Below are 25,944 nucleotides of genomic sequence, written 5' to 3'. Positions count from 1 at the left end.
CACTAAGATATAAGACAGGAAGTAATTATAAATCAATGCTTTATTGATTTTATTGATTTTATTGATTTTATTGTTAATTTATAGACTCATCTAAGCGGAGAAGAGCCCTTTTACTTATGACAAGAAAAGAGCAGATAAGTATGGTTTCGCGCTGAAAAAAGCGTTTAAGTTGGAAATTATTTAATTACTATGAAGGTTGAAATGGCCGATTATAACGAGAAATAATTTATGCATAAGGCTAGGGTACTAAATGATAGATAAGCTGTTAAAAGAAATTTCCTTAATCAATCTTAAGTATGAAAAATTGCAGGAAGTGACAGAGAGTGACTTTAATATTTTTTCTATCTTGCGTAATGAATCTGATGAAGTAGCTTTGCATTCACGTTTTATTGGTGAACTGCTGAATCCTGAAGGATCTCATAACCAAGGGGAGGTGTTTCAACAGATTCTTTTACAGCAACTACAAGATGAAAATCTACGATATAAAGGCCCGTTCTCACTAGAGATAGAGTGCTATATGGGAAAGCACGGCAGAGTCGATATACTACTTATTGGTGAACATGATGTCATTGTTATCGAGAATAAAATTTATGCTGAAGATCAGCCCAAACAGTTACAGCGTTACAAAGATGCGCTAAGTGATTACCACGGCTCAAAAACAAAACACCTTTGTTATCTTACACTTTTTGGCAACACCCCTTCAGGAAAAAGCCTCGGTTCTCTCAGTTGTGAAGAAGTTTACTGCATCTCATATAAAACAGATATCAAACAATGGTTAACATCTTGCGCATGCGAGGTTTATGACTACCCGTCACTTCGGGAAACGATAATTCAGTATCGAAAATTGATTGAAAAACTCACAGGGCAGACACTTAATGAGGATCAGAAGGTGGAGATAAAAAACTTACTTTTGGAAGGCGATAATTTTAAACAGGCGCTCACAATTGAAGAGGTAATCACGGACGTCAAAGCTGAGTTGCAAAAAACGATATGGGTTGAATTGCAATCGTCTCTTGAAAGAGTCGGTTATGACTTTAGCTTTGTGAATTACAAGTTTGAAGAAATCAGTATGGATGTCTGTCAGAATTTTTATCAAACTTATAAGCGCAGTAACTATTATGGATTGCAGTATAAAGTTTTGACCTTTGGTGAGTATAGTATTCATCTGTATTTAGAAGTTGACCATTGTTTCTACTACGGATTTACTGTCTGTAAGAACAACCAACGTGGTTTGTTTAGAGATGAGTTACTGAGCAAGGAACCAGACCTAAAAAATAAACTTGAGGCTTTGCTCGGGGCTAACGATGATGATGAATGGTGGTTAGCGTGGAAATACAGCTTCGATAAGATGAATTTTAAAAATTTCCGTGAAGGAAACACAGCAAAGCTTGGTAATCCAGTATTTAGGGAACAATGGATAACCGGTGTAACGACTGATGTGGTTGAGCTGCTTAGGCAATTTAGTGAAATATTCCCAGTTTCAAAGTAGACAAATATGTGCTTTGAGCAATTTTAACCGCTTTTCAGGTTTGTGTAATAATCAAACACGGAAAAATTGCCTAGCAATACCATAGTTGATTCATGTGTTGCTAAGTTAAGTAAAAACCTAATGTACCTCTATCCAGAATCGTTACAGGTGGCACTTTCAAACTCAAAAGTGCCCCAAAGTGTGTTTAAAGCGCATGAAGCTATCATGTGCAGGTACAGAACTGAAGAACTTAAATCATTGTTATTTATATTAAAAAATATGTATCGTTTACGTCATTAAGATACTAGACAGAATAATTCTATATTTAAGTACAGAATTATTCTGTCTAATATAGCTTTTAGCACTCAGGAGGTATTCATTGAAAAAGTGTCAGCTGTGCCTTTGTAAGTCTGAGTTATGTAATTCACATGCAATACCTGATTCAGTATTTAGATCTTTATTTAAACAAGGGAATGGTCAGGCTATCGAACTTTCTTCTGGTGACCAATAGAAAGTCCCAGGACAGTTGGGCTACTGACCAGTTGTGTAGTGGATGTGAGGTAAAGTTAAACATTACCTATGATCAATATGGTTTGAACTTATTAAGAGGAAAGGTTGGAAAAGTTATTCGACATGAGGACGGCGTCCATTTTTCCGATATCGACTCTCTAAGATTTAAAAGCTTCGTGTTGTCTATCTTCTGGCGGGGTGCTGTTTCAGAGCATGAAAACTATAAAACAATTCAAGTTGCCCCACGTTTTTTAGAGCTAATTCGATCTAGTTTGGTTAGGCAGGATAATGTTTCAAAGAATTCATGTACTGTCATTGTGCAGAGATTGATTGATACAACAGATGGGGGGGGGTGACGAAAGTCATCTCAGAAATTTTGTTGTTTCACCATTCCCTAGGAAATATGAAGTTAGAGGGCAATTTTATAGCTCCATCAGCATGATACTTTTAGGGTTTTACTTTGAGATTTTTTATAGTCATATACGTTTTTCTGAAAAAGTATCTAAGTTTGCTTTGGGTAGTCGCTCGACAACCTATATCGCGCCATATATTGAGGTCACTGAAATACCCGAGGTTTTTGATTTAATGGTTAACAGTCTTAGAAAAGAGCATAAAGGTTTAAGCAATTTGTGACTAAAAAAGAGTTCAACAAACTGTTCAAGAGGGATTCGCAACGCGTGGCATTTTCACTATGCGTTGTTTTTAGTGGTTAAGGTGGTATGCGGCGGCTTCGGTATTGCGTTGCTCACCCCTTAACAGGAAGTTAGCATTTCCTTGGTGGAATAATGGAAAATTATAAATATATAGTAGATGCTTTAAGCTCTACGGCAGCTTTTGTCGCAATACTGACTGTATTGATTAGTTGGTATAAAAATGCACAGCCTTCATTGAGAATTGAGCGTGTAGTCGTTCATAAAAGACAATCACATAGTGACTATATTATTGTTGTACGAAATCGAAAATCTTATCCAGTAACCATCAGCTCAATATCATGTTATAAAAAGTTATCGTACATGGTAGAAAAAGAGAATGGTCAACCACCTGAATACCGGGAAGCATTATCGGAATCTGATCGAGTATTCTCGAAAAATGAAGTGTGGGAGTTTGCTGCTAACGGGCATACTGACATTTGGATTAAAGGTGGTGTTATTACCGAGGATATATCCAAACTTTTGTTTTCCGCTCAAACTTCTCATGGATATCACAGGCAAGTATGCAAAGATATTTTGACTGTGAACATGACAGGAAAAACCAAAGTAATGGGTATGGAGGTCATGTTCAATACTGAGTCGAAACTAAAAGCAAAAGCAAAGGTAAAGTATGCATGGCTTAGTTTATGTAACATGTGTGCGCGGGAAAGATAACAAGAGACTATGGTTTCAAGATACTTTTTCATACCTGATCTTGATGCAACTAAGTCATTTCAGCCAAGAAGCTTTTGTCCAGAGGCTTCATAGACCTGAAGTTTTACTCGTGGCACTTTTCTCAAAAAGTGCCAGCTAGCTCAGATCTGCCCCATTTCAATTCAGACCCTTCACTCACGAAATTACTGAGTATCGACGTTTGCCCAAATTTACCTAATGTTTAGCTGTATCTGAGTGCTATAGGTGTAGGCATATATCTACTGGCTAAACTATTCAGTAGGGAAACAGAGCTTATCTTTCTTCTGGAGAATTCTGGATAAATTCGTTACATTATTTTTTCATTCGGTATAAGTATTTACTCGAGTATTTATGAAGTTTTGCGACGAAACGTTGGCCCCTCCGATACTGGCATATGCACACAATTATTCTCATGGGGATGTAGAGCCTACTCATACTCATCAGTGTGCTCAGTTTTTACATGCTTTAAACGGTGTTATTCGAGTGGATACACAATCAGAGTCGTGGGTTGTGACAACGAATCAAGGGCTATGGGTACCTGCTGGTATCTCACATAGCCTTAGAATCACGGGGGACGTTCGAGTTCGTACGCTTTTTGTTGCTCCTATGGCCAGAGCTGACCTTCCCAATACCTGTATGCTATCGAAAGTTTCGTCGTTGCTGACCAGTTTAATTGTTGAGGCCGTATCTCTACCTGATATTCGGATAGCGGGAACGCGAGAAGAGCGAATATTTGAACTGATACTTGATGAATTACGTTTGCTAAACCCTATTGGTTTTTACCTCCCTAATCCAAGAACAGATGCATTGATTATGCTCTGTAAAAACGTATCTGAGCGTCTGTCACACCCATGGACAGCTTCAGACTCTGCCAAGTATTTGGGCCAAAGTGAAAGAACTGTTTCTCGACGATTTCAGCAAGAGCTAGGTCTTACGTTCACAGAATGGCTACGTCAGAAGCGATTACTACATGCGTCTGAACTTTTAGCCAGTGGGTGTAGTGTGTTAGATACTGCACTGGCGATTGGATATGACAGCCCTAGTGCATTTAGCGCGATGTTTAAAAGTCGAACAGGGCTGTCTCCGAGGGAATATTGTCCGATGGTTAATCCATTAGAACACGATTAAAGCGCTAAGTTAGTCTGTAGTAAATTAGAGTAGGCATTCAGCAGTGCTTGTAGAGAAGCTTTTGTTGCATCTTCTTCAATTGCGACACCAAAAACGCTCACATTAGAAATCGTCGACTGTAGCTGCACATAACAGGCCGCTTTGCTTTGGGTTCGTGAACCGAGTGTATGCTCGTGATAGTCAACGATATTCACCTGCAAACAATATTGTTCCATTAACCCTCTCAGCAACGCAGACATTAGACCATTCCCAGAACCAACACATCTTATCGTTTTATTGTTGTGATGAATTTTGGCTTCAATTTTTTGGCCAATCTCTGTTGTTTGGCTGTGATAGCTCTGCAAGCTTATGGTCGGGTTATGCACTAGACCATAAGACTGTCTGAATAGTTTCCATAGTTCCGAAAGATTAATTTCACATCCCGATCTATCCGTATGACTTTTCACTTTCTTACTCAAATCGGCTTGGAGCATTTTAGGCAGTAACAATCCGTGGTTTTCTTGGAGTAACCATGCAGCACCACTCTTACCTGACTGACTATTTACACGAATCACTTCTTCATAGTTACACCCCAAATCCATAGGGTCTATCGGCAAGTAAGGGATAGCCCAGAAGCTCTTCAATTTAGAGCTATGCGAAGAAAATCCTTTTTTAATGGCATCTTGATGAGATCCCGAAAAGGCGGTAAAAACGAGCCTTCCAGCATATGGATGACGAGGGTGGACAGGGATTTTGTTACACTGCTCGACGAGTTCAACCATATGCCGAATGTCAGAAAAGCGCAATTTAGGATCAATGCCTTGTGAATAAAGGTTTAGTGCGAGTGTGACCAAGTCAACATTGCCTGTACGTTCACCGTTCCCGAATAAACAACCTTCGACCCGAGTCGCTCCTGCTAGCATGGCGAGTTCAGCACTAGCCACACCTGTGCCTCGATCGTTATGAGGGTGAACACTGATAGTGATGTGCTCTAATGAACTAAATGAATTTATGAAGTGTTCTATCTGGTCTGCAAAAACGTTAGGAGTGTTGCGTTCAACCGTTGTTGGCAGGTTAATGATGAGCTGGCATGTTTTACTTGGTTGCCACACGGACGCTACTGCTTCACAGATTTCAAGCGCAAACTCGGGTTCCGTAAAATTGAATGTCTCTGGCGAATACTCAAGAGTCCATACAGTTTCAGGACGTTTTTTACACAAGGCTTTAATCTGTTTAGCCCCATTTACAGCAAGTTCTAGAGTAGACTTTTTATCCTGAGAAAAAACAATATCTCTAAAAGACGGAGCTGTAGCATTGTACAAATGGACTATGGCCTTAGACGCCCCCGTTAGAGAATCAATAGTTCGCTCAATCAAGTCCGATCTGGATTGCGTAATCACCTGAACAGTAACATCACCTGGAATTAACTCGTTCTCAATCAGACATCGAACAAAGTCAAAATCCGTTTGCGATGCTGATGGAAATGCTACCTCAATCTCCTTGAATCCACATTCAACTAAATGGTTAAAGAGCTTCAGTTTTTTATCAATATTCATTGGGTTAGATAAAGACTGATTACCATCTCGTAAATCGGTTGAGAGCCAGCGAGGGGCTTTGTCTAATATCTTTGATGGCCAGGTTCGCTGTGGAAAGCTGATAACAGGAGCTGCTCGGTATTTTTCTGACGGCATTTCTAACATTGTTAATTTGTCCTTTCTTTGATGAGAAAAGTTCATGCTAGAAGACTTTGTGAATGATATCTGAATAGAAGTTGACGAAAATCGTCGTGTTTTGGACAGAGGGGGTACAAAATCAATATGAGAAAAGATACTTACCAGCTTATTGTCTAATAGTTTTTTCTAAAAAATTTTTGCCCCGTTATTGGTTTCAGCAACATGTTAGCGTTTTTAAACAACTTGAATTTCCCCAAATACAATTCATGTGATGTCTAAAAACTATAAGGTGTCAATTATGGGTAGCATTATGTGTAAGAGCAAAGTTGTAACGTCCAGTCTGACTAGTGCAATCAGTTTCTTGTTTCGTAATGCTGCCGCCACCATATCTAAAGGTACTCTACCTGAAACCGTTTTTGTTAATCCCGTAGGCAAAAAGACGAAGATCCAGAAGGAAAGCCCCAAAAAGCAAAGCGAGAATTGGAATACGAGAAAGCAATGGAAAGACGCTATGCGTATGTGAGGGGGGTATTGGACTCAGATGTTCCGGCGTATACTCAAAAGCGACTTGAGCCTTGGCTTGCTGCATTCTCAGCAAGCATTGAAGATACCAATTCACCGAGTTGGCGAACATTAGCAGAGTGGGTCAGTGTGTACGTTAAATCAGGTTGGCAAAAGAAAGCGTTGAAACCTGCTCATGCACTCAAGAGCAATCGAAGCCATTATATTGATGATGAAGTCGAAAAGCTCTTACAACGCGTAGTAAGGGAACATTCATTAAAGCAAATCAGAGTGAATTACACGCAAGCATATAACGATTTCTTGAAGCTTGTAGAAACGCTCAATCAATCAAGAGTTAAGCAGGGATTGAAACCAGTTAAAGCGAGCAGCTATCGCACGACGGTTAACCGGTTTCAGGGTTAGCTAGATTTTGGACAAAATATTACCATTCGGTTTTTAAATGCAAATCGTTGATTCATTACACGTGTTAAGTTTACTTTGACTGCGCTGGTTACTCAATTCTGAGCCCGTTCGTTGAGAATTTGAGCGCAGTGTTTGCAATATGTTTAACTAGCGTAATCACTTACTAGTTAATGGTGCTGCGGTGGGCTAACTGCATGCGTTAGTGTTACTTTCTAATGTAACCCTCGGTTTTTATTGTGTATTCATGCATCATACGTTTGACACTATTTACATGTTGCAACATATCTGCATTTTTTAAATAGAACTTAAATCTGCTTGCTTCCGGAGGAATTTCACTTGGTACAGTTCCTGAATCGACAGACCAGCGTTCTAATAATGACCAAGCAAAAACTGATTTTTCAACAACAACAAGAGTATCAGTATCACCCATACCAAACTCGATTCTAATCGCTTGTTTACCCTTTTCGTCTAAATCTGGATGTAGACCTAGTTGAATGGGTATTAGTGTATTCCATTCGTTATCATCATTAACCGTCGATTCGGATGTATCTTCTGTCGGTTCTATACGTTCAAATCGTGAAAAGTGAAAGCTCTTAAAGATAGATTCTGTTGAATTATCTTTAATATCTTTGGCCCGAAACACCCAATTAAGTCCATCAAAAAACACAGTAGAAGGTTCCAGGATACGTTCGTCACGATAATCACTATTTGCTGAAATATAGTCACCTCGAACTCGTTTATTATCCGTAATTGCCCGCGTGATTACAGCGATAGATTCAGCATCAAGTTCCGTAGTTAAATCGCACGCTCTTTTGTAAATAGCAGATTCTTTTTGTTGTAACTTATGGCGGCAGAAACCTTCGAAGTGCATTTCCAAAGCTTTGCGAGCTTCAATTTCAACTAAGGGTTGATATGTGTCTAATCGGATTTGGTGTGTTTTTGGAACGATATTTTTATCATTGGTGAGCTGTTTGTACTCTGAAAGATCTTTTGTAGCTAATGGTTCAGAAATGCCAAACTCTTCGACAATTTCAGACCTTAGTATTTTACCACTGAATCTAACTTTAAAATCAATAAACGCGAGCCGCTCTGCTCTAGACTGGTTTCCGATTTTTTCTTTTAATTCATTGATATTGTACATTTGTATTATATCTCTTGATTTGAAGCCGTACTTATTTAATAACTAATTTAGCACAGATTGTTGTTTTTATTGCGACCAACCTAACGGTTATTAATTATTTCACATTAAAAAATTAATAACGAAACATTAAAAAATATGCCTTTTGATTGATCTGTGACCTGTTGGTGTGGCATAGTATAAATAAGAACAATGCTAATTAGCATTGCACCACAAGAACTTAACAGAAAAATGATAGGAGTAGGAAAATGAAAAAAAATGGTCAACTAGCCATAACTTGCGTAATGGTTCGTAAGAAGAAATAAAAAAGCACTTTCAGTGAGAACTAAAAGTGCTTTTTTGCAGTGAGGTGAAATTTATTCCTACGCCAATAGGAATAAAAGGCCAACACTAAGAGGTTTCAAGCCCTATAAGAAAGACCGATTGCTCTGAATTGTCCCGCAATCATACCTTTCTAATGTGTTCACCTCAATAACTGAATTCCCTCTTCAACTTGTTTTTGGAGGAAGCTCAAATGAGTATTCGACCTAAAGTAGTCCCAGTTTGCGCTTATCAGCGTTACCGAAATGGTGTCTGGGAAGACGTGTGTTCTCACACGCGTTCACTACCTCGATGATCAAGAAGCAAAACAACATAGATGAGATTGAAAGGTTCAATCTCATCATTACCCAAATGTCGTGAACACAAAACGGAAGAACAATCATGTGCCGAAAAGACCTTTTAAACGAGATATCGTGTACGTTACAAGAAATGGGGTTTACCGCAAGTAACACTAAAGCCCATTTTACCTACCAATCTAATATCAAATACCCAAGCATTTTTAGTGAGAAGAATAATTACGCTCACTACATTTTGTACACGCCTATTCGTACCATCCAAATTGTCGCTAAGTACCAACAATCAACCGGCACTGCTATGGAAAAACTTGGCTACACCGTGCTTGATGCCGCACGTACTGAGTTTGATGACTACCTTGTGATTTGCGGCGGAGGTGAGTTGCTAAAAGGTAGTTGTGCGATTTATTTCCTCAACGACCAGAAAAAGATAGCTCCTCGTTTACATGCACTTCGTGTTCAAGATTTACCAGATTTCATCAAAGATGATTTAGGCCGAAACGCCGCTTGACTGGTAAAGATTGAAAACAAGCGAATGAATATGTAATTCGCTTGGAGAGATCAAATAGAGGAGTTCTAGTGTGAAAAAACTGACCACTTTAACAATATGTACACTGCTATCTGCTTGCGCGGCGACGGTGCCTAAAGAGGTTGTCGAACTGTCTTACCAAATGGAACAAGACATGAGCCAGGTTGAAGAGGCTTATGTCACCTTGGTAAGACAGCACGTCTCGATGCTGAAAAAGCAAAGAGAAGACTATCTGTATCGAGAGTGGGTCCCAGTCATGCTCGAAGATTGGATTCAAACCGGTCAATTAATCGAAATGGCGCAAGGTACGGTTGTCTACGATGAGTCGATGGGAGGGTTTAAAACCGTCACTCAGCCTGATCGACTCTCTCAACTGAGCAGTATCACCGAGTGGGCATTAGCCGCATCAGAAGAAATTGAAGCAAAGAAACGAGAGCTCATTCAGCCATTAGAAGAGGCGGAGCAGAAGTTAATTGCTGATATACACCTTAGTTTCAATTTTCTGATTCAAGGGAACCAAACGATTACCGCCCATCTCAATAGCATTCGAGAAGTGCAAGATGTTCAAAATAAACTACTTGAACGTGCTGGGTGGGATGGCCTTCGTGACAATATCAATCAACAACTTAGCGAGTTATCAGAACAGGCTGTTACCGGCTTAGAGAAGGTTCGTGAACTCGATAGTAAAACTCAAGAACAATTGGAGAAACTGCAATGAGTATGCGCACTTTAATTAAGAAATCGGTTAACAAAGCGAATGCAAGCTTGGCTGATAGGGAAGCGGACTTGCTTAAAAATACGGATTTTACCGAGAGCCTGCTGTCGCCCAATATCCGTGAACATCATCTTTATTCTAGTTTGATTGACGTAATACATTCGGCAACTGCTGCCAATATGAATGCAGCCAAATTGGAGTCGAACATTCGAGAATTAGGTGATGAGGCATGGCAATTAACGCAACGTATTTTAAACGCGGTTAAATAGGAGCTGATTATGCAAATCGATATGCACTACTACGGAACGTATTGCCTGGCTCGCGCGGCTGGGCTTAACCTTGAAGCGGCGAGAGTGATCGCCACCGCTGCGCAGTTTGTTGATGATAATGCGCAAGAAAACGATATAGAATTTGATGATGCATCGGCTTGTCGCGTTGAGCCGACAGCCCACCATGTGGCGGACATTAGTAACATCAACCCGAATGACCAACGTTTGGTTTGGGTTCCTTTTCACTTCTTGCCAGGTAACGAAGGTGAGTCATTTACGGAGAAGTTAATCTGTCGTCAAGATAGCGAGATTGCCCGTGAAATGTGTGCCAACCATTTAGCACAAGTAAACAAGCCCTATTTCCTCCCCTTGATTGGTATTATGGCGCACGTCTACGCAGATACCTTTGCCCACTATGGCTTTTCGGGAGTCAGTTCGCGCAAGAATCGAGTCAATAGTGAGTCATTTGATTTTAAAGAACTTAGCGATGAGATGCATGAATATATTGTCGGTAAAAAAGACAACTTTTTTGATCGTTTTACTCCGTTTGTTCAAAATATCAAATCACAGTTAGCACAAGATTTGTCGGGTGCGTTAGGTCATGGTGGTGTTGTTACCTTTCCTGACCGCCCTTACTTAAAGTGGCACTTCACGTATGAGGATGGCTCTCCGTCAGATTGGCGCGATAATGTGGAAACCTTTGTGCTTTATTGCCAGAAGACCCATCAAATGTTCTCAGAACTGGCAAATGCACAGCCTCAATTGGCTGATTTAGCTCAGCAGCAGACATGGCAGCAACTCGAGCACAAAGTGCGTGAGATAATTGAGTACCAAGCAAGGGGTGAAGATCGAATTCTGAAATGGCAAAGCGAAGCGATGCACAGTGAATTATTTAACATTGCAGAAGCTATCCCACAGTATCAAGACTGGAATGAGGGTTTTGAAGCATTGAGTGCAGGTTGCAGCCATGAAGCGATGTCACACCCCATCTATGGTTACTACCAAGCGGCTTCTTATCATCGTTGGTACGTTCTGCGCGAGCTTTTGCCTCAGCATGGTTTGATGGTGAATTAGTTTTGGTTACTAGTAATTAGTTAGTCGTTCTTCGAATATAATCATGGAGCTATTTCAGGCTTATTTCGGCTTTGTTTCCTAATTCGAGTTCAGGTATAAACTCGCCTAATATGGGGAATTGTTAGGCGATTACTATCGTTTTAGGCATACCTAGCCCAGTGAGCTTGTTTAACGCTTTGATCATGGCGTAAGTTTCGCCAACTTGGGCGTTGTAATTTCTTAAGCTTAATGTCCCTCCGAGCACTTTCTTCACACGGAACATCGCCGTTTCTGAGAGTGAGCGTTTATGATAGCCATACCTCATTTTCCAATACTTATTTGAACCGTATAGCTTCTGACAACCGACCGCTAGATTGCGAGGATGGCTGCGTTCCCAGAAGGCGGCCCCTTCCCTCGGAGGGATTAGTGGGACGGCTCGTTTGATACGAATAGCGTCATAGCACGACCTTGTGTCGTAAGCTCCATCGCCAGATATCTCATTGATTGTCTGAGTAAGTTAGGTAGCACCTCACCGTCGCTCACATTCGATAGACTTAACTCAGCAGCAATGATTTCATGCGTATCTGTATCGACCGCTAAATGTAACTTTCGCCAGACTCGCCGCTTCCCGTCAGTGCCATGCTTTTTTACTTTCCACTCTCCCTGACCAAAAAGGTGGAGGCCAGTTGAGTTAATGGCTATATGGCGAATAACCCTTTAGATTTATTGCGATATTTAGACTTGCCCATGTTCCGTTAAATTGTCCGCATTACACTTGAATCAGTCGTAGAGCTAAGTAAGTTGAGGTCTCATTTAAGGGAGTGATACAGTACCTAGTCATTGAGGCGACTGTAGTGGTCAACAAATTCCGAACACTGACTTAAGCCGATTTTCGGCATTTACTGGCGACAGCCCATCATTTGCTTGATGAGGCCGTTGCCGATTATAGTAACTCATCAGGTAATGGCTGATGTCTTTCTTAGCTTGAGCTTGTGTCAGGTAACCTGTTGCTGGTATCCACTCGGTTTTCAAGCTTCTAAATAGCCGCTCTATGGGAGCGTTGTCCCAACAATTACCACGACGACTCATGCTTTGAGTTATACGATATCGCCAAAGTCTTTGGCGATATTTACGGCTGCTATATTGGCAGCCTTGATCTGAATGGAACATCACGTTCTTCGGACATCCTCGTTGCTCCCAGGCCATCTCCAAAGTTTTAGATACTATGATCTGCACCATCAATACTGGACGCTACGTTAAGCGACTTTCCATACCTTTAGTTATCTATAAATTGCTAATTTAGGGGAAGCTGTAGCTCATTTATGTCCAAAGACGTGTTGTAAACACCGTGATCTGGGTGTCGTGCTCTGGGACAAGATCGCCTTAGTGCTCATTTTTGGGGAGTGGTGTGATTACCGAGGGAGGTTGACGGTCTAAATAGAAATTAGATAGATTTACCGATGATGAATAATGTGTTTAAAGCAAAAAATGATGAGAGGATATTGTACTTCTCAAGCTTTATTGTTGCTGATGTTTTTAGATAGAAGCAGCGTAGCTCCGCTCTTCAATACTACAAAGTACAGACTGGATACCGTTGAAGAGCGGAAGTTCCAATTGAATTTCTTTCAATAGGTAAATTAAGTGCATTTAAGTGAAAAGAGCTTATTAGGAATGGAAAAAGCAAAAAACCAGTCTTAACTGAGGTTTTTTAATGAAACTAAGCCAACACCAATGTCCCATTTCATAATTATCTCCGTAAATACTTATAAATATTGAAGCCGAGAGGGATAGAATGAAGCATTATCATGCGAATGATATGACTAAGCATTATTAATGCAGGCTCTAGCCCAAGATAAATGGCAGCGACAGTCATAGACTCCACACTGCCCGGAACCCACGACATCAAAAGTACTATGAACTCCTTATCAATTAGCTTACTGAATATATATGCAAAAACAACTGTGACTGTAAGACTTAACGTTGTAGCAATAATTCCAGCTCGCGCATAAGAGAAGATATCTACAACGGTTATATCTTTTAGACGAATCCCAATTAATGCCCCTAGAGCGGATGTTGCAATAAAAACAAGCTCTGTCGGGACAAGAAAGTTGTATGACGGTAACTCAGAGTTCACAAACATAGTTGCTAACATCCCAGTCACCATATACGGTGCTGGAGTACCAATTTTATCGAGAAGTAAACCTGAAAAGTAGGCGAGGAGAAGTGGTATAAGTATCCAAAGGTTGTCTAAGGAAATAGCCGGCCCAGGAACTGGTGAGTTGTCCGTTGAGACAAGAAGAGCGGAAGCTATAATTAAGAAAATGAGTCGAACTGTGTGAGTGAAAATTACTTTACTAGAAGGTGAATTGTGATTTTCATTAATGACAAGAACCGCGGCCATCGCTCCCGGGACCGCCCCAAGTAGGCTTTCATATTTTGACCATTTCTCTCGCTTAGAAAGCCAGAGATACGAGGTGAGAACTTGTGCTGACATACAAAGGACGAGTCCCACAAAAAGTAATATCGGATAACCCTTGGAAAGAGTCTGTACAGGGACTATTGAGCCCACTGTGGCACCAAGGATTAACTGTACTCCAGTCAATGTGCTTTTGGGAAGAGCTAGAGTAAACCCTGCTTTTGACGTTAACAAAAGAGCAATCAGGGCACCGAACATTGCACCTAGTGGTATCTCGAAATATGTAAATAAGAGCGAGCCAACCAAAGCTATGAATGAGGCTAGATACATGTTTTGGTTTCCCCTTTTTTCAGCTTGAAAGATGACAATAAAGTGGAGATTTGGTTATTAATCACATCTATGTTATTGACCATGTAAAAATCACCACAAGTTATCTGACCAAGAGCATACAAGCCCATTTGAATTTCACCAGTTTCGGAAAGAACAGAACAAGTTGATGGACAAACATTGATTCCTCCATATTGATTTTCTTTTGCTAGTTTCCGACTTAGCAGGCTATCAAGTACCGGATTACTTCTATCGAGTGAACGTCGTATCCCTGTAGCATTGATGATGAAATCAAAGAAGTAATTTTCTTTATCTGTCTCCACACAATATTGACCATTGTAAAATGATACATTAGTAATTCCCTTGCTGTGCGAGACCTTACCTCTTTCTATAAGCGCCTCAATGGCAGCATGATTTTGCAGGGAGACTGGGACTCGCATATTTGCCCAGCGAGTTTGGAAAGTACCCATTAATCTACTTCTCGAACTGCGGGAGAGGTTTTGCCATAGCCGAGACAAGGAGTAGTTAGCAGCTGTTAGCACACTAGTTACTAGGTCTCCGTTTACAAGGTGCTCGGCGGAGGCTAGCTGAAATATGGTTAGTTCTCTTCCCTGATGGCGTAACTCTCTATTAATGAGATTGAGCACTGATTCAAGTGTTATTGTGTCTCTTGAATTGATGAATGCTTCTGTACTTTCAGGTGAGAGGTACTTAAGTTCAATGTCATGATAACGGGTTACAGGTCTAGGTCTATCTGAGGCTCGTGAAAGCATTTTCGCATGAGTCACCTTAGAATAATTAAGTCCTAAAGCTACATCATAAGCGGTAAGTCTACTCCCTAATATTCCTACTCTTCCTGTCAATGAACCCAAGCGGTTAATTGGATAAGGATTAGAAAGGTATCTTAGAGTTCCTATAAGTCGGTAAGGGTCAGCCTCCACACTAGTTCCTGTACAGAGAAAGACCGCATCATAAACCTTTTTGTTGTTTTTTGTGACTACGCACCAACCGGATTCAGTCTTACGAATATTTTCAACTTGAAGAGCTATTGTTGTGATTCGGCAACCTAAAGCTCTATAGCGTTCAATATTCTCAAGCAACTTTTCTTTTAAAAAGTCACCAAATAAAGAACGTTGTAAGAAGGACTCTGGGGTTATTTCTAGACTATTTGGATACGAAGACATTGCCCAACGAAGAAAGTCATTTTTGTTATTCATGTACATGGCTTTTGCTGGTCTATTCAAAATGTTAGAGCTGATATCTTTCTGATAGGCTAGACCTGTACCAACTTCATTGGCTCTATCGTACATATCGATGTTAATGCTCGAATGATTTGAGGTGAAAATGGTTTCGAGCCTTGAGAAGAGTGAGGTCCCAGTATAACCACTTCCAATAATCGCTAACTTCATGATAATTCTATCTCGTTGCTGGTTTTATAGAGTTGATTTCACTTTCCCATTCGGATTGCTCGTTGAACCATTGATTAAGTGATGACAGGTTTTCTTTGACCTCGTTTTCTGTGTCCCCTTTTATAATGGCGCTCATAATCTCGCCATTGGTGAATGACATCGTTGTATGATTTTGGGAAACAGAGCCTGAAAGTTTGTACTTAAGAACATAATCTAAATCACAGGTCTCTGGAGCCGCCAACAAGATGCCTTCTCGGGGCGGAACGAGCAGCTGGCCGACCAATTTTTTATGGGTATCGATTGTTGGGATATCTTGTTTTGAGTTTCTTAGAGCTGATAGATATGACATTCTCAAATTTATTCCCCACGCTTCTTTCAATTCTTCATTGACGAAACAACCTCCGAGACGAGCAGCGATTTCTCCAAGAATAATTTGGCCATCTTTTGTTACAAATACTTCTAGGTGGAACAAAAAAGTTTTCTCAGAAGGCAAAACATCAAATATTAGCCATTCAGTATAGGCTTTGATTTTTTTTGCCAAAGATGAGTTTGGATCAACCATCTGTAATCCAAATACTGCTCCAGACAAAAAATCTAAACAAGAAACCAAGGCTTTACTGGTCGAGATAACAACGGGATTAGCATTAATGATAAGTCCATTAACTTGATAGTGTTCTCCCTGGACGAATTGCTCTACCATTAGATTGAAAAACTTCGTCGTTTTGGCCCTTAACAGATACGCTTTGAGTTGTCCCTCATTGCTTAAAATTTCAACGCCATTAGAACCGCGCCCATCACAAGGCTTTATAACAACAGGGTAACCATATTGTTCTATGAAGATAGCGAGTTCTATTGCGTTATGTACTCGCGACATTGCTGGGATCAAAGCTCCATTGTCTTGAGCAAGTGATTTCATCTTATACTTATCTCTGAAATAGATTATTCTCTGCGAACAGCCCTGCGTTACCCCAAGTTTGTCATTTAATCTAGCAGCTCTCTCAAGATCAATTTCAGCAAGTGCAGCTACTCTAGGGGCCGATAACTTTAAGGCTCTATGATAAACATCAAGTTCGACTAAAGAATTGTTACTAAAGTCTTGATATAAATGGATCTCGATTTCGTTTTGAAAATGGTTTTCTAATTCCTTCTTTTTATTAGCACAAGAATAGATAATTGCATCATGGCCAATACTTTTTATCCAAGATTTAACAGAGTGTTGCAGCAATATTTTCGGTGGGGCTAACAAGATGAGTTGCTTCATTTAATTTCCCTTACAGTTGATCGTAAAAATGAACATGTCTCTGTGTGCCTCGCCGGGAAGAAGAGGGACTATTGGAGAAACATAATGGTAAAAATGTTTATCATCAATAATCAGCAGATCACCAATGTTTAGCTGTTTGTTCACAACTATGTCACCCTCACTTAGGACTATTGAGTTACCACCTGCAATATTGCGTTTGTCGATACAAAGGGTACAGACGAAGTCGAACCCATCTTGATGAGGACCTTCAGGTGCGGGAAGGCCGTTATAGTCATCATTAGCAGTGATTCGAATTTGATGAACGCCAATGTGTGCCTCATTCTTAGATAGATATTTCATCAATATTGGGATAATTATTTTTTCACTAAAAATTTTTGCTTGACTGCTTATGCTTTTAAATTTTCTTTTTATACCTCCAGCATATGAATTAATAAATTTAGCCTGATGAAATACTGGAGGAGAGTCGACCCAATGGAACTGTCCATTAATGAATTTACAGATCGAGTAACGTCGCTTTCTAAATATCGCCACTGTCTGTAAATAGGGGTCGTCTACTAAGCACTCAAACGTTTCTTTGAGCGATAAGTAATTAGGGGAAGATTCGATAATCTTAGCTATATTCCATTGGTAGAACTCTTTGTTTTTGGGGTTGCTATGAGGTATTTTTATTTCTTCGATGAACGCCATTTAAATACACCTTGTATCTAAAAAATTAATCTATAATTTGTGCTTCTATTTAAATATCAGGTAAGAACCCTTCATCGTACTGTAAATCTGATTGGATTTTAAAGGAATTAAATTAATATAATTAATTTTTAGGGAGGTGTGTTCATCACATCAAAGCCAATAAAAGATCAAAACTGCCGCTCGCGGTCAAGATAGTGTCGTTTTTTACTGATAAATGAATGCTGGATAACACTATTTTAATTATTAAATTGGGGGCGGAATGACGGATACAATATCGCCTTTCTAAAGTCAGATTTCACTGTTATTTCGTTTTACGAATGGCCCTGAATTCCTAAATGGTGTTGTGATTTTTTAGTAGTGTGATCCATTTTTCACCCCAACCCCTTTTAATATGGGCAACTTTACCTAATAATATAAAGTCTTAGAGAAAGCACAAATTATGTAATCGTTTAACAAGGTGGCCCTGTCTCCCTTAATCTCAACCCACACACCATGGCCTGTTTCACTGTTTAAGCCTGTTGTTGGTTCATCCAGTAGTAACAATTCAGGGGAATGAATATAGGCTCTAAGAAAACACAGCCTACGCTTTTCACCGCCACTGAGGTTCTGACCGTTACCTTGTAGTTCAGAATCTAATGTTAACCTAGATGATAGTCCTACTTTGTCTAGCTGACTTGTCAACCAATCATTATCCATCTTTTTTCCAAGGGAAAGGTTTTCATAAACACTTCCCGAGAAAATAAAATTGTTTTGCTCTAGGTAGTTAGAAGAGAGGTGAGATACGGGCGTTGGTGTTAATAAACCTGCAAGAGTATCGAGTAAGATTGTTTTACCTTGTCCACTTCTACCTATAACGGCAACGGTATTTATATTTGGTTTCGCCAACTCTTCTAGGACCTGATTCAATATTTGGCTAACTTCAGTTAGCTTCTCTTCGTGATCTAAGATCCCTTTTAATGCTGAAAAATCTTCACGACTTTGGTCAAGTAACCTATATACATCTAATAATCCAGTAAAAGCCCTTGTTAAACTAGCAGATAAAAGCAGCGCAGTGACGAGCTGTCCAGCATCAGAGTGTTGTTCTGGAAACAAGTAGAATATGAACAAGGTGATAATGGAAAGCGATATTAAGCTGTGTGTCGCTATAGCGACACCATCAAATACACAACAACCTCTGCTCTAACGATTAAGAGGTGGACACTTCACTGCAAAGTTTTCGCATACTCGCGCATAACTCTAGCATTGTCCGCGTACTCTTCATTACCACATGGTTCACCGTTGTTGCTGATTAGAGGGCTTGAATAAGCGGGGACAACCTTTTCAGAATAACTCATGACTGTCCCGTAATTAGAGCAATAAAAAGCGCCAGAATAAGGTTTTACTTTACTTCTATTTTCTGCAAAGACCTGTTCCATGAGCCAAAAGTCTCCACTTTCAGAGTTAGGTCGTTCATGCATTGCCCATCCTAAATGTCCTAGCTCATGTTCTAGCACGGTAATCGGGAAGTCCTCCACAAGGAGTACAAAGCTGTCGTTCAAGTTAACCATTGTCATCCCATTAATCTCCTCTTCGATGACCAATGGATGATTATCACTTAAAACCAAAACGTACTGTTCTTTTGGATCGTCTAAAAACGAGTTTACCTTCGAAGAACTGATTGCTTGTTTTAGGTCTGAATGCACAGAGGAGATAGACATACTGGCATGAGATATTGATACAGAATGGCTATCCTTGAACACACGAGTTATAGGGATGCATGAGTTAGACAGTATCGTATTAGACATCTTTACCGCTTCTTGCAATCTGCCTTTTAACTCTTCCTTGTTACCAATCTGGTTATCAATATAAAAGGTGACATTGGAATTAACGCTTCTTTCTTCTTCGCACTCCGGGAAAGTGAAATTTGGTTTCGTATTTCTTTGGCTTAGCATAATTATAATTACGATCACAATAGAAGCGAGAGTTAAATTTCTTTTAGTCTTTTCCATGAATCCCTCGGTCGCTATTGAGTGTTAAGCCATTAAATGTTTTAAAAAGAATAAACCTGATACTAACAATAGGAATCAAGTACTGTCACTAATTATTTAAATTAATTATCGGTCACTGCGGTGATGCAGGTGGCCTTAATGATTAAATTATGTAATTTATATAAACCTCAACTTGCACAGAGGTGTTTATAATGTTTTTAATATTCATGCCTTGGAGGCTTTCTAACTAATATATAAGGGATTTTAAAATGTCAAAACTATTAAATTTAGAAGAGATGATGCTTGTTGGTGGAGGTTGTAGCCGTGGTCTTTCTAGAGCTGTTAGAGAATACAACAAGAACAAAGATAAAACGAAAATCATCGTGAAAAACGTTGCTCAGAGCGTTAATGGTGCATTTTAGTAAATTGAACAAGGCTGATTTGTATTGACGATTAAGGTTAATATCTATTGGTTGTTTTATAAGCGCTGGCTAATTGGTCTGCGCTTTTTTTAAAAGTGTAAGGAGTTAGTGTCTAGATAATAAAGAGAGTGTAGATAATGGTTGAATTATCATCATATATCATTTGTAAGAATGAAGAGGCGAGAATAAAAGATGCGGTTATGTCGCTACTTCATCATGTCGAAGAGATTATCATTGTTGACACAGGTTCTACAGATAGAACAATTAACATTGTTTAACAATGTTTAACATTGTTAAAGAAATTAATACGTCAAAGATAAAAGTATTTGAAATTGAATGGCGTGATGACTTCGCGGCGGCTAGAAATTTTGCTCTGGAAAAAGTGAATTATAACTGGGTGGTGACCATTGATGCTGATGAAGTCTTGAAAGAACCTTGTCAGTTGAAAGGAATGATTGCTTCTTTGCCAGAAGATATTAATGCGATTTATCCTAGTATCGTTAGCGTCGGAGAGGAAGAAGAAAAAGGGTACTCCATACCACGTATCTTTAAGAAGGATGAATTTTACTACCACGGTGTTGTTCATGAGCAGCTAACTCCATCGAAGAGTAAAGAGCCATATTTTAGTGAGTTACAAATCCTTCATTATGGATATGAAAATGACACGATCATTAAGAAACAAAAACTAATTAGGAACTTCCACTTGTCTTTAGAGAATCATCGTAAAGATGCATCGGACGAGTTCTTTATGATGTATCTAGTCATTGATTGGGCTGCATATCCCAACTCTGAACAATATGTTTCTGCCCAAAAGTTGGTTCAATGCCTGGGGAAGATTAACAACATGAAGTACTTCGAAAAAGCAATCTTTGCGCTGTTCGATAGATATACAAAGGACGTAAACGCACTGGTCACATTACTAAGTGCCCTAGACCCAGAGACTCAAATGAAAGCCATTAAGTGTTTTGAGGTCGCTCATGACTAAGTTCTCAACGTGTGTTATGACGGATACGTTTTCTCAGAGAATGAAAGAAACGGTTTCGAGTGTCATTAACGATAGTGATGAAGTGGTCATACTCGCAACAAACCCCAAGATTTATGAGGGCCTTTGCCGTCACTACACAAACTCTAAAGTGAATGTGTATTACAAGGCGTGGGAAAGTAACTTCGCTAAGATGCGAAACCATCTATCGAGTTTATGCTCAAACGACGTGGTTTTTCACATTGATTCGGACGAGAGTGTAGGTTGTTCTTCGTTTTTTGAAGAACTTGCGGAGTTACTGCTCTTCAACGATGTTGAGGCGAGCATATTTGAGGTGACGGTCGAGGATGAAGGCGGGTCTGTAGCATCAAATATATCTCGGATTTTTAACAGAAGATATTTCAGTTATGTGGGCTATGTGCATGAGATCGTAAAGCCAACCAATGACTCTCAAACTTTCTCATACGTTTCCATTGATAGCCCAATTTTACATAGTGGGTATTCTCTCGAGCAGATGAAAATCAAACTGAAAAGAAATACGGCTCTAAACAAGAAAAATCTCGAGTCGTCATCTTCGGATCTCAGGTGGATTTACTTTGCTATCAAAGAAAGCTGTCAAGCGGGTAACTATCAAGACGCTATCGAGTTTATAGAACAAGTTAAGAGCCATGAGAATCAGAATGATGAGTATATTTCAGGTTGTTACTGTTACTTTTTGTTTTCACTAGTTTATTTATCACGATATGTGGAAGCAAAATCACTTCTAACAACTGCGAAATTAGAGCTCTGTGATAGGCAATATTTTCATGCATTACTCGTACTATCTGAGTTGGAAGCTTGCAAGAAAAGTATAAAAGAAATTACGTCTAATATTACCGACATTCGTGATTCAAAAATTGATATCACGGGTTTCCATATTGATGTTTTGACAGCAAAAGTAGAGATCATGAATCAAGACTTTTGTACCGCATTCGATTTGTTTGAAAAGCACGGCTCTAGAGGTGATGTGATGTCATCGTTGTTGGAGTCAAAATTGGTTAAAGGGTTGGAATATTAAATGCACCTATTTTGTGAACAATGTAAATCAAAAACAGTACATTCTATCGAGCGTAATGACGAACCTACATCTGGCTTCGTGAAGATATTTGAAATGGTATTCGGTGGTTTTGGTTACTCCAACTCTCATAAAAAAATGAAGTGTAATACGTGCGGCGCGATATATAACGAGGATTTGCATGAAACTACATTTTTTGACAGCAGTGATGATATTTAGCAATAGGTTTTAGATGTTTAGAGAAGAGGCGCTTGATTCAAGCCGGAGCCGACTCACCGGGGTAGTTGTTGTAGACCAATCCATTAGGACTTGGTCTATTGCTGTGTTGATCATCGCGATATTTCTTATGGGCGGGGCGTTTTTATCCATAGCACAGGTCCCGAGAAAAGAAACTGTCAAAGGGTTTCTAATTCCTGAGCGAGGACTTGTGAAAGTATACTCCGGCCGTACTGGGACATTAGATGCGCTGTATGTTAGCGAAGGCGACTACGTTGAAAAGGGTACGCCCATTGCCAAAATTGTGAACAGTGAAAAGCTAACCAGTGGTATTGAATTCTCTGAAGCTCTTAATGAAGAAATTGAGCAGCAAATAGTAGCTTTGCGAGAAGAGATGGGTATTTTGGATGAGATTTACGATAAGGAAATGGACAGCTTCCTTGCGCAAAAGTCCGACGTAGAATCTAGTTTGAATGCACTTGTGAAAGTGAAAAATACAACAACAAGAAGGCTACGAATCAAAGACGAACAGCTTAAACGTCATAAGCGTTTGTTAGGTAGTGGGCATATATCTAGCTCTGAGTTCTCTGGTTCAGAAGAGCGTTATCTTGAATTGCTGGGTACTCATGAACAAATAGAGCAAGATATTTCAGAACTGATGATTCAACTATCACAAATCGATTCGAGTATACAGTTATTACCGGCCAACAAAAGGCTAAAGAACGTCGCTAAAATGCGTGAAATTTCAGCCCTGCAGGCTAAGCAATATGAACTCAGTAGTCAGGCCGCAATCATCAAATCCGCACCAGAGTCTGGGTACATAACAACAATCCAACCTTCGATAGGCTCTCGAGTAAACTCTCAGTCACCGTTATTAAGAATAATCCCAGAAGGCTCAAGACTTGATATTGAGCTTTTCTTGCCAACTAAGTCTGCGGGTTTCATTAAAATTGGAGACGAAGTGAAAGTGAGGTTTGAAGCTTTTCCTTATCAGAAATTTGGAATGGTTAGCGGTTCAATTACGAGTATCGACAAGTCCCTAATTTTACCTGATGAGAAGAGAGCACCAATTTACATCACAGAGCCTGTATATCGCGTTAAGGCTAAACTCGAGCGTCAGTTCATCAATGCGTTTGGGCAACAGTTCCCTTTGAAAGTGGGCATGCTTGCTGACGCAGACATTATTCTAGAAAGGAGAAGTATCTTTGAATGGATGCTTGAACCGATGTTTGCTGTAAGAGGAACTTTTCAATAATGACTGCCGAGAATACTAGCGGAGCGAACTTCTTCAATCCCAAAGACCTTCTGAACTTTTATGATTTAAAAAGAGCACCATTGATAATGCAATCCGAGGTTGCAGAATGTGGTTTGGCGTCTTTGGCGATGATTCTGTCTTTCCATGGAAACAACAATGACCTCCATAGTATGAGAAAGAGAGCGCAGATTAGTTCAAAGGGCATGAATCTTAGAGATATTGTCGAACTTGCCTCTAATTTAGACTTGTCGAGTCGAGCCTTGAAGTGCTCTTTAGATGAAGTAAAAGATCTGAAACTACCCTGCCTATTACATTGGGATTTTGATCACTTTGTAGTGCTAACCAGAGTGACTAAGAACGCTGTCCATATCAATGATCCCGCGATTGGGAAGCGAAAGCTATCGTTCAATGAGTTAAGTAAGTCTTTCACGGGTATTGCTGTGGAGTTCACTCCAACGTCCCAATTTAGGCCCGCTGAAAATAGAACTACGATGAAGGTTAATCAGTTGTGGGAAAATATTACTGGGCTAAATAAGACACTTTTTCTGCTAATTGGACTGACGTTAGTCATGCAACTAATGTCGATTCTGTTTCCGTACTATTTACAATGGACAATAGATGAAGTGCTAATTAGTGAAGACAAACCACTGTTGCTTGTCTTGGCGATAGGTTTTTCATTGTTGACTGTCCTCAATGTTCTTGTGAGTTCCTTTAGACAGTGGTTAGTCGTTAAGTTTACTAGCCAACTGAGTATCCAAATGGGGGCAAACATATTTTTTCATTTGCTCCGGTTGCCCACAGATTACTTTGAGAAAAGAAGCGTAGGTGATGTAATTTCCAGATTCAAGTCTCTGACTTATATAAGAGACTTGATGACAGAAGGTCTTGTGGAGTCGGCAATAGATGGACTCATGGCAGCTTTAGTCCTAGCCATGATGTATCTCTACAGCCCTTTTCTGGCTACTCTTGCTCTGGTGACTGTTTTGATTTCTTTTGCCATTCAAATGTTGTTTTACTTTCCAACGCGAAGGATATCTGAAGAGCTACTTATTTCAGAAGCTAAAGAAGACTCTACATTCTTGGAGTCGGTTCGAGCAATAAAAACAATCAAAACTTTTGGCCATGAAAGTGTAATGCAGAACTTGTGGTTAAACCGATCTGCAGAAGTAATTAACAGTGATATTCGATTAAGTAAGCTTGCTATCTCTGAAGAGGCGTTTAATAAACTAATTTTCGGCTTTGAGAACATTCTGATTATCTACTTTGGCGCTATTTTAGTCATTGAAGGCCAATTGAGTGTGGGCATGATTTTAGCCTTTATCTCCTACAAAGTACTTTTTACTACGAGTATCAGAACTTTTATAGATAAGTTTATCGACTTTAAAATGGTTAGCCTCCATTTAGGCAGATTGTCTGATATCACGCTGCATCAAAGGGAACACCGAGAGCTAAAGTCTCCTATGTCATTGGTTAGTGAGCCAACGATTACACTAGAAAATGTGAGTTTCAGGTTTTCAAATAATGATGACTGGATATTTAGAAACTTAAACTTTGAATTTAAGCCAAATTTAAACACCGTGATAACAGGAAGTTCAGGGTGCGGGAAGAGTACGTTGCTTAAGATTGTTCTCGGTCTAGTTAAGCCGACTTCCGGAAGAGTTTTAATTAATGGTTCTGACATTCAAGAGCTAACGCCTTCTGACTACAGAAGTATCTTTGGAGTCGTTATGCAAGATGATGTTCTTTTGTCTGGAACCCTAGAAGAGAATATTACGATGTTCGATTCCAATGTTAACTACGAACTAATGCGGGAATCTTGTCGTGTCGCTTGTATTCTCGAAGAAATTGAATCTCTACCTATGGGATTTCATTCACTTGTTGGTGATATGGGAAGTTGCTTTTCTGGTGGTCAACTTCAAAGGCTGTTTCTCGCAAGAGCTCTGTATCGTCAACCTAAGATACTTTGCTTAGATGAATCGACTAGTCATCTTGATATGAATAACGAAAAGTCGATCTTGGAAAATATCAAAGGATTGAACGTAACGACTATCTCTATCGCTCATAGAAGGGAAACTATAAATAGTGCGGATTGTATGCTTAATTTAACAGGGTTGATTTGAAGCTACATTGGCAAGTGAAGCTAGGAAGCTATAGTTGCCGCTATGGTCTAGTTCCCCGAAACAGATCGACACACAGGGAAGAACTTTCCCATTAAAGTAGTTGAGGTTTGAGAATCATTTTCTAATCAACTGGCAATCATTTTGATTAACCCCACTAAAGGCATTTGTCCAACGATGAGCTAGCTATCGAGGCTAGCTCAGAATTGTCCAACTCTGAGTCAGTATGTCGTCGCGACTCATGGCGAGTGCCAATGATGTATTTTGTAACTGGAAGCAGTTAGCTTTGTCGACAAAAGCTGATAACAAAGAGAGCCAAAGCTGACTAAATTGATTAACCAATAACTTTCAATGTTTTTGGTTATAGTATGTGTAATATAAATCCCAATAATACTGAGTTATTTTAAATGAAACAAGAAGTACATAGGTTTGAGCTATCAATAAATAGC

The 25,944-nt window shown here is 39.7% G+C and carries 22 protein-coding genes and 2 pseudogenes; 14 read left to right on the top strand and 10 right to left on the bottom strand.

Annotated elements, in window-relative coordinates; genetic code table 11:
- The first annotated feature begins 250 nt into the window (after positions 1-250).
- The 3 genes from ACED60_RS23330 (at position 251) to ACED60_RS23320 (ending at position 4,488) form a co-directional block, all read left to right on the top strand.
- Entirely contained in the window at positions 251-1,489 is a 1,239-nt protein-coding gene (locus tag ACED60_RS23330; protein ID WP_371728575.1) for a PD-(D/E)XK nuclease family protein, read from the top strand.
- Between the two features lie 1,274 nt (positions 1,490-2,763).
- A complete protein-coding gene (locus ACED60_RS23325; protein ID WP_371728574.1) occupies positions 2,764-3,342 on the top strand; it encodes a hypothetical protein in 579 nt (192 codons plus the stop codon).
- Between the two features lie 369 nt (positions 3,343-3,711).
- Positions 3,712-4,488: a helix-turn-helix transcriptional regulator gene (locus ACED60_RS23320; protein WP_371728573.1), complete on the top strand. Its 777-nt coding sequence runs from the start codon at positions 3,712-3,714 to the stop codon at positions 4,486-4,488.
- On the opposite strand, the gene leuA is transcribed toward ACED60_RS23320, so the two are convergent.
- Positions 4,485-6,167: a 2-isopropylmalate synthase gene (gene leuA / locus ACED60_RS23315; protein WP_371728572.1), complete on the bottom strand. Its 1,683-nt coding sequence runs from the start codon at positions 6,165-6,167 to the stop codon at positions 4,485-4,487. The two genes, ACED60_RS23320 and leuA, sit on opposite strands and share 4 nt — an antisense overlap.
- 471 nt (positions 6,168-6,638) lie before the next feature.
- Between leuA and ACED60_RS23310 the strand changes: the two genes are divergently transcribed.
- The gene (locus ACED60_RS23310) at positions 6,639-7,064 is read left to right on the top strand and encodes a hypothetical protein (protein ID WP_146165439.1); all 426 of its coding nucleotides are present in this window, start codon (positions 6,639-6,641) and stop codon (positions 7,062-7,064) included.
- A gap of 205 nt (positions 7,065-7,269) precedes the next feature.
- On the opposite strand, the gene ACED60_RS23305 is transcribed toward ACED60_RS23310, so the two are convergent.
- Entirely contained in the window at positions 7,270-8,205 is a 936-nt protein-coding gene (locus ACED60_RS23305) for a WYL domain-containing protein (RefSeq protein ID WP_108203128.1), read from the bottom strand.
- A 699-nt stretch (positions 8,206-8,904) separates the two neighbouring features.
- Here ACED60_RS23305 and ACED60_RS23300 point away from each other — a divergent pair.
- From ACED60_RS23300 to ACED60_RS23285, 4 genes are all read left to right on the top strand, one after another.
- Complete coding sequence (locus tag ACED60_RS23300; protein WP_305373642.1) at positions 8,905-9,327, top strand: PD-(D/E)XK nuclease superfamily protein; 423 nt, start codon at positions 8,905-8,907, stop codon at positions 9,325-9,327.
- Positions 9,328-9,397: 70 nt separating this feature from the next.
- Complete coding sequence (locus ACED60_RS23295; protein ID WP_371728571.1) at positions 9,398-10,063, top strand: hypothetical protein; 666 nt, start codon at positions 9,398-9,400, stop codon at positions 10,061-10,063.
- Positions 10,060-10,329, top strand: coding sequence for a hypothetical protein (locus ACED60_RS23290; RefSeq protein ID WP_108203018.1), 270 nt, complete (start codon positions 10,060-10,062; stop codon positions 10,327-10,329). Before ACED60_RS23295 ends, ACED60_RS23290 begins: the two co-directional genes overlap by 4 nt.
- A 9-nt stretch (positions 10,330-10,338) precedes the next feature.
- Entirely contained in the window at positions 10,339-11,403 is a 1,065-nt protein-coding gene (locus tag ACED60_RS23285) for a DUF6765 family protein (protein WP_371728570.1), read from the top strand.
- A 121-nt stretch (positions 11,404-11,524) separates the two neighbouring features.
- Here ACED60_RS23285 and ACED60_RS23280 read toward each other — a convergent pair.
- The 8 genes and pseudogenes from ACED60_RS23280 to ACED60_RS23245 all read right to left on the bottom strand — a co-directional run.
- Positions 11,525-12,093 (bottom strand): annotated as a pseudogene (locus ACED60_RS23280) (IS5 family transposase); the annotation flags it as partial.
- A 147-nt stretch (positions 12,094-12,240) separates the two neighbouring features.
- Positions 12,241-12,600, bottom strand: a pseudogene (locus ACED60_RS23275) (integrase core domain-containing protein); the annotation flags it as partial.
- Between the two features lie 529 nt (positions 12,601-13,129).
- A complete protein-coding gene (locus ACED60_RS23270) occupies positions 13,130-14,128 on the bottom strand; it encodes an AbrB family transcriptional regulator (protein WP_371728569.1) in 999 nt (332 codons plus the stop codon).
- On the bottom strand, positions 14,119-15,534 hold the full coding sequence (locus ACED60_RS23265) for an FAD/NAD(P)-binding protein (protein WP_371728568.1): 1,416 nt from the start codon (positions 15,532-15,534) through the stop codon (positions 14,119-14,121). The genes ACED60_RS23270 and ACED60_RS23265 overlap by 10 nt, the downstream gene beginning before the upstream one ends.
- A gap of 7 nt (positions 15,535-15,541) precedes the next feature.
- Positions 15,542-16,795 carry an acetyl-CoA carboxylase biotin carboxylase subunit family protein gene (locus ACED60_RS23260; protein WP_371693233.1) on the bottom strand — a complete coding sequence of 418 codons (1,254 nt, stop codon included), beginning with the start codon at positions 16,793-16,795 and terminating at the stop codon, positions 15,542-15,544.
- On the bottom strand, positions 16,796-17,482 hold the full coding sequence (locus tag ACED60_RS23255) for a 2OG-Fe dioxygenase family protein (protein WP_371707272.1): 687 nt from the start codon (positions 17,480-17,482) through the stop codon (positions 16,796-16,798).
- Positions 17,483-17,887: 405 nt separating this feature from the next.
- Complete coding sequence (locus ACED60_RS23250) at positions 17,888-18,574, bottom strand: ATP-binding cassette domain-containing protein (protein WP_371728567.1); 687 nt, start codon at positions 18,572-18,574, stop codon at positions 17,888-17,890.
- 110 nt (positions 18,575-18,684) lie between these two features.
- On the bottom strand, positions 18,685-19,470 hold the full coding sequence (locus tag ACED60_RS23245) for a hypothetical protein (protein ID WP_371728566.1): 786 nt from the start codon (positions 19,468-19,470) through the stop codon (positions 18,685-18,687).
- Between the two features lie 248 nt (positions 19,471-19,718).
- Here ACED60_RS23245 and ACED60_RS23240 point away from each other — a divergent pair, with 248 nt between their 5' ends.
- The 6 genes from ACED60_RS23240 to ACED60_RS23215 all read left to right on the top strand — a co-directional run bounded on the left by ACED60_RS23240 (position 19,719) and on the right by ACED60_RS23215 (position 25,498).
- Positions 19,719-19,871 carry a hypothetical protein gene (locus ACED60_RS23240; RefSeq protein ID WP_371728565.1) on the top strand — a complete coding sequence of 51 codons (153 nt, stop codon included), beginning with the start codon at positions 19,719-19,721 and terminating at the stop codon, positions 19,869-19,871.
- Between the two features lie 137 nt (positions 19,872-20,008).
- Positions 20,009-20,149 (top strand): glycosyltransferase, encoded by a 141-nt coding sequence (locus ACED60_RS23235; protein ID WP_371728564.1) that lies wholly within the window; start codon positions 20,009-20,011, stop codon positions 20,147-20,149.
- Between the two features lie 2 nt (positions 20,150-20,151).
- Entirely contained in the window at positions 20,152-20,856 is a 705-nt protein-coding gene (locus ACED60_RS23230; protein WP_371728563.1) for a glycosyltransferase, read from the top strand.
- Positions 20,849-21,910 (top strand): hypothetical protein, encoded by a 1,062-nt coding sequence (locus tag ACED60_RS23225; RefSeq protein ID WP_371728562.1) that lies wholly within the window; start codon positions 20,849-20,851, stop codon positions 21,908-21,910. Before ACED60_RS23230 ends, ACED60_RS23225 begins: the two co-directional genes overlap by 8 nt.
- Before the next feature lie 424 nt (positions 21,911-22,334).
- On the top strand, positions 22,335-23,378 hold the full coding sequence (locus ACED60_RS23220; protein ID WP_371728561.1) for an HlyD family secretion protein: 1,044 nt from the start codon (positions 22,335-22,337) through the stop codon (positions 23,376-23,378).
- The gene (locus ACED60_RS23215) at positions 23,378-25,498 is read left to right on the top strand and encodes a peptidase domain-containing ABC transporter (RefSeq protein WP_371728560.1); all 2,121 of its coding nucleotides are present in this window, start codon (positions 23,378-23,380) and stop codon (positions 25,496-25,498) included. Before ACED60_RS23220 ends, ACED60_RS23215 begins: the two co-directional genes overlap by 1 nt.
- The last annotated feature ends 446 nt before the right edge of the window (positions 25,499-25,944 follow it).

Source organism: Vibrio sp. 1F279 (assembly GCF_041439815.1).
Classification (GTDB): Bacteria; Pseudomonadota; Gammaproteobacteria; order Enterobacterales; family Vibrionaceae; genus Vibrio; species Vibrio tasmaniensis_A.
The sequence above is the reverse complement of the archived record's forward strand: the minus strand, read 5'-3'. Positions and strand labels throughout refer to the sequence as shown.

Bases quoted from the DNA above. Each gene is read 5' to 3' on its own strand.
- ACED60_RS23245 (WP_371728566.1), bottom strand. From the start codon at position 19,470: ATGGAAAAGACTAAAAGAAATTTAACTCTCGCTTCTATTGTGATCGTA.
- ACED60_RS23270 (WP_371728569.1), bottom strand. From the start codon at position 14,128: ATGTATCTAGCCTCATTCATAGCTTTGGTTGGCTCGCTCTTATTTACA.
- ACED60_RS23320 (WP_371728573.1), top strand. From the start codon at position 3,712: ATGAAGTTTTGCGACGAAACGTTGGCCCCTCCGATACTGGCATATGCA.
- ACED60_RS23225 (WP_371728562.1), top strand. From the start codon at position 20,849: ATGACTAAGTTCTCAACGTGTGTTATGACGGATACGTTTTCTCAGAGA.
- ACED60_RS23230 (WP_371728563.1), top strand. From the start codon at position 20,152: ATGTTTAACATTGTTAAAGAAATTAATACGTCAAAGATAAAAGTATTT.
- ACED60_RS23325 (WP_371728574.1), top strand. From the start codon at position 2,764: ATGGAAAATTATAAATATATAGTAGATGCTTTAAGCTCTACGGCAGCT.
- ACED60_RS23305 (WP_108203128.1), bottom strand. From the start codon at position 8,205: ATGTACAATATCAATGAATTAAAAGAAAAAATCGGAAACCAGTCTAGA.
- ACED60_RS23240 (WP_371728565.1), top strand. From the start codon at position 19,719: ATGTCAAAACTATTAAATTTAGAAGAGATGATGCTTGTTGGTGGAGGT.
- ACED60_RS23290 (WP_108203018.1), top strand. From the start codon at position 10,060: ATGAGTATGCGCACTTTAATTAAGAAATCGGTTAACAAAGCGAATGCA.
- ACED60_RS23265 (WP_371728568.1), bottom strand. From the start codon at position 15,534: ATGAAGTTAGCGATTATTGGAAGTGGTTATACTGGGACCTCACTCTTC.
- ACED60_RS23310 (WP_146165439.1), top strand. From the start codon at position 6,639: ATGGAAAGACGCTATGCGTATGTGAGGGGGGTATTGGACTCAGATGTT.
- ACED60_RS23285 (WP_371728570.1), top strand. From the start codon at position 10,339: ATGCAAATCGATATGCACTACTACGGAACGTATTGCCTGGCTCGCGCG.
- ACED60_RS23235 (WP_371728564.1), top strand. From the start codon at position 20,009: ATGGTTGAATTATCATCATATATCATTTGTAAGAATGAAGAGGCGAGA.
- ACED60_RS23300 (WP_305373642.1), top strand. From the start codon at position 8,905: ATGTGCCGAAAAGACCTTTTAAACGAGATATCGTGTACGTTACAAGAA.
- leuA (WP_371728572.1), bottom strand. From the start codon at position 6,167: ATGTTAGAAATGCCGTCAGAAAAATACCGAGCAGCTCCTGTTATCAGC.
- ACED60_RS23260 (WP_371693233.1), bottom strand. From the start codon at position 16,795: ATGAAGCAACTCATCTTGTTAGCCCCACCGAAAATATTGCTGCAACAC.
- ACED60_RS23330 (WP_371728575.1), top strand. From the start codon at position 251: ATGATAGATAAGCTGTTAAAAGAAATTTCCTTAATCAATCTTAAGTAT.
- ACED60_RS23255 (WP_371707272.1), bottom strand. From the start codon at position 17,482: ATGGCGTTCATCGAAGAAATAAAAATACCTCATAGCAACCCCAAAAAC.
- ACED60_RS23215 (WP_371728560.1), top strand. From the start codon at position 23,378: ATGACTGCCGAGAATACTAGCGGAGCGAACTTCTTCAATCCCAAAGAC.